Annotated in this window: 13 protein-coding genes and 1 pseudogene; 10 read left to right on the forward strand and 4 right to left on the reverse strand. The window is 64.9% G+C overall.

Annotated features, from left to right (window positions below; translation table 11 throughout):
* Positions 1-22: 22 nt before the first annotated feature.
* The 3 genes from benC to MRBLAR12_RS00330 are packed head-to-tail and all read left to right on the forward strand — an operon-like array spanning position 23 to position 5,378.
* Positions 23-1,660: a benzoate 1,2-dioxygenase electron transfer component BenC gene (gene benC / locus MRBLAR12_RS00320; protein ID WP_364742513.1), complete on the forward strand. Its 1,638-nt coding sequence runs from the start codon at positions 23-25 to the stop codon at positions 1,658-1,660.
* Positions 1,660-2,487 carry a 1,6-dihydroxycyclohexa-2,4-diene-1-carboxylate dehydrogenase gene (locus tag MRBLAR12_RS00325; RefSeq protein WP_364742515.1) on the forward strand — a complete coding sequence of 276 codons (828 nt, stop codon included), beginning with the start codon at positions 1,660-1,662 and terminating at the stop codon, positions 2,485-2,487. The genes benC and MRBLAR12_RS00325 overlap by 1 nt, the downstream gene beginning before the upstream one ends.
* Before the next feature lie 59 nt (positions 2,488-2,546).
* On the forward strand, positions 2,547-5,378 hold the full coding sequence (locus MRBLAR12_RS00330; RefSeq protein WP_364742518.1) for an AAA family ATPase: 2,832 nt from the start codon (positions 2,547-2,549) through the stop codon (positions 5,376-5,378).
* Between the two features lie 39 nt (positions 5,379-5,417).
* Here the strand turns inward: MRBLAR12_RS00330 and catC are convergent, their stop codons facing one another.
* The 4 genes from catC to MRBLAR12_RS00350 form a co-directional block, all read right to left on the reverse strand.
* On the reverse strand, positions 5,418-5,696 hold the full coding sequence (gene catC, locus MRBLAR12_RS00335; RefSeq protein ID WP_229992288.1) for a muconolactone Delta-isomerase: 279 nt from the start codon (positions 5,694-5,696) through the stop codon (positions 5,418-5,420).
* A gap of 25 nt (positions 5,697-5,721) precedes the next feature.
* Entirely contained in the window at positions 5,722-6,825 is a 1,104-nt protein-coding gene (locus MRBLAR12_RS00340) for a mandelate racemase/muconate lactonizing enzyme family protein (RefSeq protein WP_364742521.1), read from the reverse strand.
* Positions 6,826-6,858: 33 nt separating this feature from the next.
* The gene (locus MRBLAR12_RS00345; RefSeq protein WP_229992290.1) at positions 6,859-7,761 is read right to left on the reverse strand and encodes a LysR substrate-binding domain-containing protein; all 903 of its coding nucleotides are present in this window, start codon (positions 7,759-7,761) and stop codon (positions 6,859-6,861) included.
* A 130-nt stretch (positions 7,762-7,891) separates the two neighbouring features.
* Positions 7,892-9,277: an MFS transporter gene (locus MRBLAR12_RS00350; protein WP_364742524.1), complete on the reverse strand. Its 1,386-nt coding sequence runs from the start codon at positions 9,275-9,277 to the stop codon at positions 7,892-7,894.
* A 309-nt stretch (positions 9,278-9,586) separates the two neighbouring features.
* Here MRBLAR12_RS00350 and MRBLAR12_RS00355 point away from each other — a divergent pair, with 309 nt between their 5' ends.
* The 7 genes and pseudogenes from MRBLAR12_RS00355 (at position 9,587) to MRBLAR12_RS00385 (ending at position 13,639) form a co-directional block, all read left to right on the forward strand.
* Positions 9,587-10,285, forward strand: a complete 699-nt coding sequence (locus tag MRBLAR12_RS00355) for a maleylpyruvate isomerase family mycothiol-dependent enzyme (protein ID WP_229992292.1) — start codon at positions 9,587-9,589, stop codon at positions 10,283-10,285.
* 660 nt (positions 10,286-10,945) lie between these two features.
* Positions 10,946-11,107, forward strand: a pseudogene (locus MRBLAR12_RS00360) (IS110 family transposase); the annotation flags it as partial.
* A gap of 167 nt (positions 11,108-11,274) precedes the next feature.
* Entirely contained in the window at positions 11,275-11,550 is a 276-nt protein-coding gene (locus MRBLAR12_RS00365; RefSeq protein ID WP_229992293.1) for a hypothetical protein, read from the forward strand.
* Positions 11,540-11,710, forward strand: coding sequence for a hypothetical protein (locus MRBLAR12_RS00370; protein ID WP_364742527.1), 171 nt, complete (start codon positions 11,540-11,542; stop codon positions 11,708-11,710). Before MRBLAR12_RS00365 ends, MRBLAR12_RS00370 begins: the two co-directional genes overlap by 11 nt.
* A 360-nt stretch (positions 11,711-12,070) precedes the next feature.
* Positions 12,071-12,517 carry a hypothetical protein gene (locus MRBLAR12_RS00375; RefSeq protein WP_229992295.1) on the forward strand — a complete coding sequence of 149 codons (447 nt, stop codon included), beginning with the start codon at positions 12,071-12,073 and terminating at the stop codon, positions 12,515-12,517.
* 96 nt (positions 12,518-12,613) lie between these two features.
* Complete coding sequence (locus tag MRBLAR12_RS00380; RefSeq protein ID WP_364742530.1) at positions 12,614-13,000, forward strand: SHOCT domain-containing protein; 387 nt, start codon at positions 12,614-12,616, stop codon at positions 12,998-13,000.
* A gap of 375 nt (positions 13,001-13,375) precedes the next feature.
* Positions 13,376-13,639 (forward strand): hypothetical protein, encoded by a 264-nt coding sequence (locus MRBLAR12_RS00385; protein ID WP_364742533.1) that lies wholly within the window; start codon positions 13,376-13,378, stop codon positions 13,637-13,639.
* Positions 13,640-13,660 lie beyond the last annotated feature (21 nt).

Below are 13,660 nucleotides of genomic sequence, written 5' to 3' on the forward strand. Positions count from 1 at the left end.
GGCCCCGGCCGTTGAGAAATCCGTGCCCACCGGGCAGATCCGCACATTCCCGGGCCGCGACGACGCGACCCACAGCCAGGAGGAAATCATGGGCCACAAGGTAGCCCTCAGCTTCGAGGACGGCGTCACCAAAGTCATCAAGGTCGGCGACTACGAGACGGTGATGGATGCAGCATACAAGGCACGCATCAACATTCCATCAGACTGTCGGGACGGTGCCTGCGGCACCTGCAAGGCCTTTTGCGATTCCGGCTCCTTTGATCCGGGAGACTACATTGACGACGCCATGACGGAGGAAGAGCTCGACAAGGGGTACATGCTCACATGCCAGGCGGTGCCGGAATCCGACCTGGCCATCCAGATCCCCGCCACCTCGGAATCCGCCAAAACGGCCGCCAGCACCTTCACTTCCACCGTGAAGGAACTGAACAGGCACTCGGAAACCACTGTTTCCTTCACCCTGGAGGTCGAAAACCGGGACGCCCTGGCCTTCCTCCCGGGCCAGTACGTCAACCTCAAGGTCCCCGGAACCGATGCGGAGCGCTCCTATTCCTTCAGTAGCGGCCCAGAGGTGCAGGACGCTGCGTTCATGGTGCGGGTGACGCCGCAAGGTGCCATGTCGGAATACCTGCGGGACAGGGCAGCCGTGGGTGACACCATCGAATTTTCGGGTCCCTACGGCTCGTTCTTCCTGCGCGAGCCCAAACGGCCCTTGCTGCTCCTGGCAGGCGGCACCGGCCTGGCCCCGTTGCTGTCAATCCTTGAGAAACTCTCCGAGAACCCACCGTCCACCCCTGTCCATCTGATTTACGGCCTGACCCGCGAGGCAGACATTGTGGGCCTGGATTGGCTGCGGGAATACGAGGCGAAGCTCCCCGGCTTTACTTGGGACTACATTGCCTCCGAGCCGGGGACGTCTGCACCGCACACGGGATACGTCACACAGATCATCGCGCCCGCCCACCTCAACGACGGTGATGTTGACATCTACCTATGCGGTCCGCCTCCGATGGTCAATGCTGTTTCGAAGTGGCTGGACGCCGAGGGCATCAAGCCCGCCAACTTCTACTTCGAGCGGTTCGCCCCGAAGGAAACCACCGGCGGCGACGCTGAGACAGGGGCGCCTGCGGACGCCGCAAAGATCGCGGCAGAAGGCGACAGGATGAGCCGTGGCGAGGCAGTCTCGTCGCTTGAGACGGGCCGGCTGGATTTCCGCAAGGAGGACAGCTTCGCACAGCTGGACGCCCGCATGGGCCTGGAGCTGGCCGTGAGCGAGCTGCTGCTGGGCCGCCTCAGCGAAGAGCAGCTGCGACAGTTCCGGCGCCTCGCCGAGGCCACCAAACGCTCCGTCGCCGGGGGCACCATCCAGGAGCCGGAGGAGTTCGCGCGGACCAATGAGGAGTTCCACGAATACCTCTTTATGATCTGCGACAACCCGATGCTGCTGGAGTCCTACCGCCGGCTTGACGTCCACGCGCAGATGGCGGCTGCGTTCGAGGCGGGAACCCCGATCTTCGAGCGGGTTACGCAGGATCACCTCGAGATTGTCGAGGCCTTCGAGCGCCAGGACAGGGAGCGGGTGCGGGAAGTCATCACGGCCCATGCGCGTGACGCCAAGGAAACCATGGCCGGGGCCATCGACGCCAAAGTGGCCCACTAATGGCAGCACCGTACGCGGGACAGTTCCTTACCCCGGGCCGGTACGCTGGCAAGGTGGCCATGGTGACAGGAGCCGGCCAGGGCATCGGCCAGAAGGTCGCCCATCGCATTGCTGCCGAGGGCGGCAACGTCGTCCTGGTAGATCGGGCCGACGTGGTCCACGACGTGGCGCGGGGGATCGTGGCAGCGGCCCAAGATTCCGGTTCCGGAGGCTCGGCCACCTCGGTGACCGTTGATCTCGAGACCTTCTCTGGAGCGCAGCAGGCCGTCGAGGCGGCGCTTGCCGCCCACGGCCGGGTTGACGTGCTAGTGAACAACGTCGGCGGCACCATCTGGGCCCGCCCCTACGAAGAGTACGACGAGGACAAGATCGAGAAGGAGGTCCGGCGTTCGCTGTTCCCTACCCTTTGGACCTGCCGGGCCGTGCTTCCGTCCATGCTGCAACAGGGCTCGGGTACCATTGTCAACGTTTCCTCCGTGGCCACCCGCGGGCTGCACCGCGTCCCGTATGCGGCGGCGAAGGGCGGGGTCAATGCCCTGACCCAGTCATTGGCGATGGAAGTCGCCGGGCGCGGCATCCGCGTAGTCGCCACCGCTCCAGGCGGCACCGAGGCTCCGCCCCGCAAGGTCATGCGGGGGCCGCAGGCCGAATCCGCTACGGAGAAGGCCTGGTACCAGGTGATCGTCGACCAAACCATGGAGTCCTCCTTCATGAAGCGCTACGGCACCCTGGATGAACAGGCCGCGCCCATTGTGTTCCTTGGATCGGATGAAGCGTCCTACTTGACCGGGAGCATCCTTCCAGTCGCCGGCGGGGACCTGGGCTAAGTGTCTGGCTGGATGCCCGCCGCCAAAGCCACGCCGCCCGCCGCGGTAGACTTGCGGCTATGACGGCAGGCTCCAGCCAGGGGAATATGGCAGAGGACCTGCCGCTGGTGGGGCGCGCCGAGGTCGTCGCGGAGCTGTTGGAAATCCTCCGCACGGTCCGCAAGGGCAAAGTGGGCACCGTTGTTCTTACCGGCCCTTCCGGGTCCGGGAAAACTGCCGTGCTGGAGTACTTCCTGGAGCACTGCCGCACTGTGGCCCGTGGAGTCCGGGTGCTGTCCGCCATGGGGGATGAATGGGAGGCGCAGTTTGCCCTCGCCGGTTACTCCCAGCTCATGCTCACCTTGCCGCTGCGCTCGGCAAAGGATTACGACGGCCACCCGGCCCTGGCCGCTGCCCCTGTCGCAGCGCTCACGGCGGCCCAAGTGGTCAACTATGCCGCGACCCTCAGCACCCACCTTGAAGGACTGCAGTCCCACGGCAGTGTGGTTGTCGCCGTCGACGACGTCAATAAACTTGACGTGGAGAGCTTGCGCATCCTCACGTTCGTCATGCGCCGGCTGCACGGAAAAAGGGTCCTGTTCCTGCTGACACTCAACCTGGTTGACGCTGCGCGTGTCCCCGCAGGCGTGCTCGACTTCCTCACCGGCCACCAAGTGGTGCGGATTCCGCTGGAGCCGCTTTCCCCGCAGCAGGTCCAGGACCTCGCCCGGCGCCTGTTCGGTATAGACCTCAGCGCGACTGCGGCCCATGGGCTGGTCCGGCACACGGAAGGGCTTCCGCAACTGATCGTGGAGCTGCTGCAGGAACTGCCGGCGGAGACCTGGCAGGCGTGGTTTCCGACCCTGCCTCCGACCTCCCGCATCAGGGCCAGGGTGCGCAGTATCCTGGACGCCGCGTCCCCCGGGCTGATCTCCATTGCGGAGGCTGCGTCCGTGCTTGGGCGCAGCGCCGGCCTGGCCGAGCTCTCCCGGGTCAGCGGGGTGGATTCCCTCATGGAGGTCCTCGACGAAGGACACCGCGCCGGGCTGCTGCGGCTGTCCGTTGACCAGGCGAGTTCCGCCGTCGTATTCCATGACCCCGGCACGGCTGAGGCCATCTACGAACAGATCCTTCCCAGCCGGCGCATCGCGCTTCACCGGCTGGCCGCCGAGGCTGTTCAGCCTGAGGGTGAACAGTTGGGCCACCGCGTCTCGGCCACACCCGGTCCAGACGAGGCCCTGGCCGAAGAGCTGGAGGAGTTTGCGCGCCGCCAGGCCACGGTGGGCGCATGGCAGGACGCCTCAACGGCGCTGTTCTCCGCGTCCCGGCTCTCCTTGGACATCCGCTCCCGCAACGACAGGCTCCTGAGGGCCGTCGATGCCCTCGTAGGGTCGGGCGACATCGCACGGGCGCAGATGTGGGCCGGTGCGGTGGACGCCCTGCCCTCCTCGCCGCTGCGCTCCTCGGTGCTGGGCTACCTGTCTACGGTGTCCGGCCAGAACGACAGCGCGCAAACCCAGCTGGAGATGGCATGGCGTACCAGCAACCCGGAGCGCGAACCTACCGCCGCAGCGCAGGTGGCGCAGCGTTTCGTCCTGCACGGGGTGGCTTCCTGGGACGGTCCGCTGATTACCGGGTGGGCGGAGCGCGCCATGGCCCTCACGGCGCCGGGAACCCCCGCCCATGTTGAATCAGAAGCGATCTACGGCCTGGGCCTGTATGCCCAGGGAAGGCCGGCAGAAGCGGAGGCCTCCTACCAGCGGGCGTTTGCCCATGCTGCCGAGAACGCCCAGAAGCAGCGAGTCCAGATGGGTGCTGGCTGGCTGGCGCTGCGGCTCGACAACGCTGAATCGGCACTAGTGAATTTCGAGTCCGCCGCTCCCACCGAGTATCGCGGCGGATCGCTGCGGATTTCCCTGTGGGCGGAGGCCTGGCTAGCCCGTACCCACCTCGTCCTCGGCAACTGGGATGCGGCCGCAGCCACCATCACGCGTGCTTCCGTGCGCCTCGAGACATCTCGGATGCCACTGATACGCCCGCTGCTGTACTGGACCGCGGCCGAGCTCTGGTCCATGCGGGGCGACTGGGACCGTGCCCGCTACTACGTCTCCCAGGCCGCGGTGCAACCGGGCACTTACCGTGCCATGCAGGTTCCGGCGAGCCTCGCCCGGGCCCGGTTCCATGAGGCGAGGGCGGACTACGAAAGCGCCCTGGCTGTGCTGCAGCCACTGACGGAGCTGGACCCGTGGACCGAGGACCGCGTGTCTTTCTGGCCGTGGCAGGATTCGTACGTCAACGCCTTGGTCATGACCGACCAGCTCGACGCCGCCGAGTCGTTCCTCACGGCTTTCGAGCGCGTGCCGCGCCAGCGGGACGTTCCCTCCGACTCGGCGCGGATGGCGTGGGCGAGGGGCCGGCTCCTGGCTGCACAGGGGGATCCTGAGACGGCCAGGGAACACTTCGAGGCGGCCCTGGGACACCTCCGGGGGCTCAACCGGCCGTATCTGCGCGCGCGGATCAGTTTTGCATTCGGGCAAAGCATGCGCCGGGCCGGCAAACGGCGCCTCGCATCTTCGGTGCTGCGTGTGGCCCGTGACCTGTACGACTCCCTGGGGGCAGCCACCTATGTGGAGCGGTGCGACCGGGAGCTCAAGGCGACGGGCCTCGACGTCGGCAACCTGCCCGACCCGGCCGACCCCGTGCTGACTGCCGTCAGCGACCACCACGCCCAGCTCACCGCCCAAGAGCGGGCAGTAGCCGAGCTGGTGGCGGGTGGGGCCACCAACAAGGAGGCGGCCCGGGCCCTGTTCCTTGCGGAGAAGACGGTGCAGTACCACCTGACTCGGCTTTACCGGAAAATGGGGATCCGCTCCCGCAGCGAACTCGCGGCCGTGTTCCGGGCCAAGGACTGACCCGGAACACGGCCGGCGCTTAGGCCGCTGCCGCCGGTGCTACTTGACGTCGGAAGGATGCTTGGCGAGGGGAACTACCGAGATGTCCATGTAGGAGAACAGCGGCAGGTTCTGCAGGATCTCATGGAGCTCGTCGTTCGAATCAACGTCGAAAATCGAGTAGTTGGCATATTCCCCCACGACGCGCCAGATTTCCGGCCACTTGCCGGAGCGCTGCAGCTGCTGCGAGTAGGCCTTCTCCTTGGACTTGACCTCGGCGGCCTCAGCGGCGGGCAGATCGGCGGGAAGTTTGACGTCCATGTGGACCAGGTACTTCATGGTGTCCTCTCGGTGGAAGGTATGGCTAGCGGTCAGTGCGGTAGTGCGCGAGCTTGTCCTCGTCAACGGCGGTCCCCACGCCCGGGCCTTCAGGCACATGGATGCGCCCGCCGGTGATCTCCAGCGGTTCGGCCAACAGGTCGTCGGTCATGTCCAGGTAGTTGGATAGTTCCGCTGCGCGCTTGGCTGTGTGGGCAAATGCGGCACCGAAGACCACTGAGGCGACCGTGCCGACCTGGGTGTCGATCTGGTTGCCAATGTAGACGTCGATGCCCATACCCTCCGCCATCCCGACGATCTTGGCGGCCTCCGTAAAACCGGATCGGGCCGTTTTCACCGCCAGGAGGTTCGCGCCGCCGGTCAGGATTTCCCGTGCGGCCTCACCAAGGTTGGCGGCGGATTCGTCCGCGGCGATGGGGATGGGGGAGTTTTCCACCAGGCGGCGCCTGCCCAGGACTTCGCGGGCATCGTCGGGTTCCTCAAGGAACTGCAGGCCCAGATCCGCGGTCCGCCGCAGTACCTCGGCGGCCTCGTTGGCGGACCAGCCGCGGTTTGCGTCCATGTAGAGTTCGGCGTCGTCGCCAAGGCCCTCCCGCAGGACCCGGGCGGCTTCGATGTCGAGGTGAAGCGGACGGCGGCCGGTCTTGAGCTTAAACGTGTTGATGCCATGGGTCTCACGGAATTCCAGGGCCAAGGCCAGCAACTCCTGTGCGGGCTTGAAGCCGAGCATGTGGGAGACCCGCAGCGAGTCGGAATACCCGCCCAGCAGCTTAGTCACAGGCTGTCCGAGCGTCTTGCCGATCACGTCCCACACCGCTATGTCCACAGCACCCTTGGCTGTCTGGTTGTGGACGGTCCGGTGCAGGATCATCTGGATCTTCTCGCGATCAAAAATGTCCACGCCGATCAGCTGGGGAGTAAAAATATCCTCCACAACCGCAACGATGGACTTCTGCGTTTCACCGTAGGTGTAGGGACGCGGCGGGGTGTCGGCGGTGCCCACCACGCCATCGTCCGTGCGAAGCCTGATGAGTACATGGTCCGCCTCATGCACGGAACCGGAGGCGAAGTGCAGTGGATGGAGATACGGGATCGAATAGGGAATGGCCTCAATGGCTGCGATCTTCATGACTGGGGAAGCCTTTCATCAAGGGGAAACGGGCTAGCGGCCGGGGGCAGGCGCCGGGGGTACGGCAGTTGCCGTATCTACAACGTCCAGGAAGTTCTGTAAGAGGGCCGAGGGGTGTCCGCGCATCCAGGCCACAGCGAGTTCCACCGGTGGGACGTTTTCGATCTCGCGGTAAGCGACGCCTTCGAGCTGGAAGGCCCGCACGCTGGCCGGCATGACTGCCACACCGCCCCCGGCGGCCACGAACGCGAGCATGGTGGACGTCTCGCCGACCACTTGGGTGATGCGGGGTTGGAAGCCCGCCTGACGGCAGAGGTCTGAGGTGGTGCGGTAGAGCACGGATTCGGGCGCGTAGGCGATAAAGTCCTGGTCCTGTAGTTCGTGCATTGCCACGGTCCGATCCACGGCAAGGGCGCTGAACGACGGGATCGCGACGACGAGCGGTTCCTGGGTCACGACGCGGTAGTCGATCTCCTGTGATGCCACGGGCGGGCGCAGCAACGCGGCGTCCAGGGTTCCGTCCCGCAGCCCCGCCTCCATGGAGGGCGTGAGCATTTCGCCGTTCAGGGCAAGGGACAGGCCCGGCATGACTTGTTTGGCAAGGCGGGCGATCTGGGGCATGAGGCCGTACGTGGCTGAGCCCGAGAAACCCACGCGAAGCACTCCGGTTGCGCCTTTGCCCACCTGGTAGACGTCGGCCCGGAGCGTTTCGACGTCGTTGACGATCTGCCGTCCGCGGTCCAGCAGGAGTTGGCCCGCCGCTGTGAGGTCAACCCGGCGGGTGGTGCGGTTAAGCAATCGTGCTCCCAACTGCTCTTCCAACTGGCGGATCTGCTGGGACAGAGGCGGCTGGGCCATGTGCAACCGCTTTGCCGCCCGGCCGAAGTGACGCTCCTCCGCGACCGCAATGAAGTAGTTCAACTGCCGGATTTCCATACGGTGCCGCCCTTCGCCCGGTCAGGTCCGTGCGTGCTGCCCAGAGCCAATGATTTATTCATAGAATAACCACAAATGGCTCCACTAGTACATTTTGCTGACAGAATTGGGCCGGGCAAATCCGCGCCGGCTACTCAAGCCGGGCAGCGGAAAGGGCTTTCTCGGTAAGGCCTTCCGCGATCTGCTCGACTTTGTGCTCCGCCTCCTCCAGCTTGCGCTGACGGGGGACCAGGACAGTGACTACGGCGCCGACCAGTGCAACAGCCCCGTAGATGTAAAAAGCAGTGGATCCGCCGATTCCGGCAGCAGCCAGCCAGCCGCCGATGATCGGCCCGAGCACCCCGCCCAACCGCCCCACGCTGGCACACCACGCGACACCGGCTGCCCGGGCATTGGTGGTGAAATAGTTGGACTGGAACCCGTACACCAGTACCTGGGTGCCCAGGGTGCCTACGCCTGCCAAAGCGATGAAGGCAAAAAGCAGCGGCAGCGGAAAGCTGAAGGTCATGAGCGCCAGGGAGATGGTGGCTAGCCCGAATGTGGCGGCGATGATGCGCTGGGGACCGCTCCTGTCCGCCAGGCGGGAGGCGAGCAATCCGCCCGCCACGGCTCCGAGATTCAGTGCCAGCGGGAAAAACAGGGCGTACGTCCGTCCGTAGCCGTATCCCTCCATGATTTTCGGCAGCCACGTGTTGAGTCCATACGTCAGCAGGAGGCCTGAGAAGGACATCAGGCCCAGCAGAATGGATGCCACCGCGAACTGACGGGAGAAGACGGCTGCAAAGCCTGACTTCTGCGGCGCCGCTCCGGCCTGCAGGATTTCCCGCTCTTCGATGAGCGGAACGCCGGTGCGCTTTGCAGCGGCCACGGCTTCCTGTTCACGGCCCCGGGCGAGCAACCACCGCGGTGATTCCGGCAGCTTGCGCCAGGCAAGAGGCAGGAGAATGACGAGCGGCAGGGAGCCGATGATGAAGAGTCCACGCCAGCCGATGCTGTCAAGGAACAGGATGCCCAGGACGGAAGCCAGCACACCGCCGGCTGGGACGCCTGAGTACACAACTGCGTTGTAGAACTGCCGCCGTCCCGCGGGTGCGAACTCCGCCATGGTGGCGCCGGCAGTGGCAATGACCACTCCCAGGCCAAGTCCGGTGACGAAGCGCATGGCACCGAAGGCAGGGACGGTGGTGGCCAGCGCCGTAACGAACATTCCGAGGGAGAACCAGGCGATGCCCAGGAGCATCAGCCGGCGCCGGCCGAAAAAGTCGCCCACGGCGCCGCAGGTCAGCGAGCCCACGAGTACTCCGATGAGGGCCCATGAACCGAGAAGGCCGGCTGCGGCTGCATCAAACGACCCGATTTGGCTGGGGTCCGCGAGCAACCCGGGTAGCACTGTGCCGTAAACGACGAGATCGTAACCGTCGAACACGAGGGCGGTGCAGATGATCAATGCCACCCAGTTGGCCGTGCGGGCCTCCTTTCGCGGATTTTCGGCGATAACGGTTTGTGGTTGTGTCATGGTCCCAAGTCCTCTCTGGACAGTATGTGGAGGGGCTGTGCCTCGGGAGGACGAGGCGGCCGTCCTCCAGTTGCTTCCCAGCCTTACAGAGGTGTGACGTGAGCCATATACGGCAAATACCCGGGTTCCTGCCCGGGTGGGATTCATATTCCTGAAGTATCAAAGCGCCACATTATGTGGTTCCCCGCGGTGCAAGGCGTCAGGGGAGCATCGGGCAGCGAAGGTGCCGTCTCAATCCATATGATCTGGATATCGACCAGCAGGCACCTAAGAGTGGTTCGGCCCCGGGCCCGCGGATAGGCTGGCAGGATGATCAACGCCGCACGCCTGCACTCGGACCTGTCCCGCCTGGGCAGGGAAACCGAGATGTTCCTGGCCACCGTCGATTCCCTGTCCGACGATGAGATGACCGTCGCCTCACTGTGCGAGGGGTGGACACGGGCCGATGTCATCGCCCACGTTGCTTCGAGCGGCCGGGCACTGGTAAACCTCATCGAATGGGCTGCCTCCGGCGAGGAGCGGCCCCTATATGCATCACGCGAAGCCCGCTCGCAAGCGATCTCGGCCGTCGCCGCCCTTCCCCGTCAGGAGCTCATTGGGGAACTCCGGGAGTCTGCCCGAAACTTTGCCGAACAGGCCCAGCGGCTGGGCGGGGACCTCGCGGCCCCGGAAGTCCAGGTGAACGGCAAGGGCCTCCCCGCCACATCCATCGTGGCGCTTCGAATTGCCGAGGTGGTGGTGCATCACCAGGACCTCGGCACCGCTTGGACCATCGAGGAAGCGGACCCGGATTCGCTCTTGAATGCCCTCGAAGCTGTGGTGCGGTCCTTGCGGGCTAAGGGCGCCCCGGGAATGACGCTGGTGACCGAAGAGCGTGACGAGTGGGTCATTGGCAACGGCGCCCTGCGGGTTGTGTCTGATCGTGAGGGCTTGCTCCAGTGGTTGGCGCGCGGGGACGCCGAGCATGTTGAAATGGACGGCCCGGTGCCGGCACTGCCGTCCTGGTGAACGGCGAAGTTGGGCATATTCATCCCAGCGACTGCGGCGCCTTCATGTCACGGTGCTGCAAATAGAAGGCAGGCAGCCCGTGACGGTGACCCGCGCCATACGTCGTTCCTGAACGCCGATGACGGATCTTCTGTCCGCCGCGGCAGAGGCGCCTGATGCTGCGGCTGACCGTAATTCCGTTCCGGACGGCTCCTGGCGCAGAATACAGAACAGCTGCACCCCGGATTGGGGAGCGGGGCCGCAATCCCTTGAACTGGGCAATTTGGCGTGTGTACATTGTGCGCACTTTGGGCCTCGGATCGGGTCGTATGTCGGTCGGATCGGGCCGGATTCCGCATGCTTCCGCGGGAGTCCAGTGTTTGCGGGGGAGGGAATGCAGTTCGAGTCCCACCTCGGGCACGTGTTTTCCCTGTTCAGGGGCTTGTGAGCCTCTGAATGTGTACAAATCTCCTCTTAGGGGCCCCTGCGGGCCCATTTTTGTTGGTGGCCGTTGCGGTCTGGCGGCTCCTTCTTTTGACGTGGACAGCGGTGTTGCTGGGTACACCTTCATGGCTGGGAGCGTTTGGAACTGCATGACTTGCTGCGACTTGGGGATCAAATCCTCATGTTCATCCCGGTCGGCGGCCGGAACTCCTGGGAAACTCTCGTCATGTCCTCGCCGCCTCACGGACCCATTACGATCGCAAACGCACCGAGGGCAAATCTCACATCCAGGCGATGCTTGCCGTGGCCCGGCGCCGCCTGAACGTCCTTTGGGCCGTGCTCCGTGACGGCAACACCTTCATCCGCGTGTCCGCCGGGGCGCCATCCATGGCCGCCTAATCAGGGCGCTTGCGGCGTTCCACTTGCGCCGAAAGACCGTGGGCATCCCCGCGTGGCTGTTCGAGAATCGGAATGTGCCCCCGGACGGGCAGTATAGGCATTCTTCGAAGGTGGGCTGCTGCTGATGCGCTCCATGCGCACCGCCTGGCTGCTGGCATTGCTCCTGGGTGTCACCGGCGCGGACCGGTCCTTCCTCCGCCGGCCTGCTGACGCCCGGCGGGTTTGGGATCTGGTGGCTCTCTGACCTGTTCCGGATCACCAAGGAATACGCCGCTGACGGTGCTTCCATGCCGTTGGCCGCCGGCACCGACTCCCTGCGCCGCGGCCTGCGTATGGCTTCGACCGTCTTGGCCTCCGCCCTCGGGGGTGCGGTGTTCTGCGCCATCGCGGCTCCTGTCACCGGGACCCTCACCGCCACCGTCACTGCCATGAATGACTGCTGAACCCGGCGCCGCCGGCACCAAACCCGCGGGCCCCGTCGTGACCGTCACCGGCAAGCTCCACATCGAGTACGCCGATACCGGGCCTACCGGCGTCTACCTTCAACCGGCGAAGGGGCCCGGCCCTACAGTTCTTTCCCTGACAAGGCGCGTGCCGGGATGACCGGCGTCACGCTGAATCCGGGTACGTACGCGCTCACGGTCAGCACTACCGGCAAGGCCTGGCACCTCATGGCCGAGGAGTGCCGGATCCCCGGGTAGCGCCGGGCCGGCTGACCAGCACCCCGTTCTGTTTGAAGGACGGTCAGCCCAGAATGGCCGGGATCTGCTGCTGCAGCCAACTGTCGGTACGAGGTCCCGCGGTTGGCGGCCATTTCGTGGCGGGGCGCCGTGGGATTCCGGGTGCTGGCACTACGCATCACCTTCCCCGGATGAGGCCCACACCCGCGGTACGGGCAGACAATGGTCGGACTTGCGTGTGGCAGGGTTCCCTGCCGCAATCCATTTCGGAAAGGGGCCTCCAGTGTCCAGACCACACCCGATCCTTGCAGGATCGATCGCAGCCGGGGCAGCCATCGCACTGCTCACGGGCTGCAGCCCCTCCACCCCCGGCACCAGCGTCAGCAGCGCCAGAGCCGAGAAGAACGTTTCACAAGCATGCGCTGCTGCCAGCGCCTTCGCCGGAGCCCTGACAAATTTCAAACAGACACTTAAACCTGGTGCCACGATAGAACAGATCAAATCGGCACGGGAACAGGTCGCGAAGACCTACGACGACCTGGTCAAGGCCAGCCAGGACGTAGCCAAAGACGAGATGGACGCCGTAAAAACGGCCGAAAATAAGTTCGACGCAGCCGTCAGAGCCGTCCCGAATGACGCCACCCTGACCCAGGCGGCCGCCTCCCTGCGGGACGACGCCGCCAACGTCCAGGCCGCGGTCAGTGACCTCCAGACGGCGACCAAATGCTGACCTCAAGGCCCCTCCGGGCAGGCCTGCAGCCAGCCTCGGTCTGCCCAGGCTGCAGTCCCCTACAACACCGCTCCTATCGAAAGCAGGGAAGTTGACATGAGTTTCTGGGAAAACTTTTGGGATATTTTTTGGTGGTTCTTCTTCGTGTATGCATTCGTCGCCTTCCTCTGGGTGTTGTTCGCCGTCATCGGCGACCTGTTCCGCGATGACAAGCTGAGTGGCTGGTGGAAAGCCCTCTGGATCCTCTTCCTGGCCTTCGTGCCCTTCTTGGGTCTGCTGGTGTACCTCATTGCCCGGGGTAAGGGCATGGCTGAGCGGTCCATGGATCGGGCGCGGGCGCACCGCGAGGCCTCGGATGCGTATATCCGCAGCGTCGCGACAACCAGTCCAAGTGAGGAGATCACCAAAGCCACGGCCCTTCGGGACTCTGGAACCATCAGCGCTGACGAATTTGAAAGGATCAAGAGCAAAGCACTGGTCTGAGAGCGCCAGGGACCCGGTTCCGCGAGGCAGCAGACGCAATGACGCTGGACGCAGCGTTGTTTTAGTCCTCGCTTGGAGTTCGGTGTCATTCAGCGCAACACCTCCCGGGCTGTCGCTGGATGTCCCATTCGGCGGTCGGAGGCTGAGGGGCGTGAACCGTCAAATGGTCTCTGGCTGCGTGCTGGGAGCCGGGCTGGTGTCCGGCTCGTACTTCCGTTTTGAAAGGGAGAACCTGTTGTCCGAAGAATCAGCAAGGAACGTCGTGCCGGTGATGCACGACCTGTCGGCGGCGGAGGGCTGCAGCGTCAGGGGCGTCCAGAACCCGGCGCTGCGCCTGGCCGGCGCCATCGGTCATGAGGGCCGGCCGCAGCCTGAATGGTCGCAGCGGCGGGCCGGTCCCGCTGCACCTGGACCCAGGGCCTGCCTCTGGGCCTGCTCACCGGGGTGCGCACCTTCAGGCTTGAACCGCTGGGCGGCATGACGCACCTGCTCGTAAAAGATGAGTTCACTGGCCCGCTTTGCGGGCTGCTGCTGTGGGAGTTCGTGTCCGACACGCAGCAGGCTTTCATCGATTACGTTAGCGCTGTCAGGAAACGCGCTGAAATCCTCGGCCGACACCTTCGAACCACGGGGTCATGAGCGCCATCGGAGCAGCGCGCA

It is taken from the genome of Arthrobacter sp. LAR12-1-1.1, from assembly GCF_040676555.1.
Classification (GTDB): Bacteria; Actinomycetota; Actinomycetes; order Actinomycetales; family Micrococcaceae; genus Arthrobacter.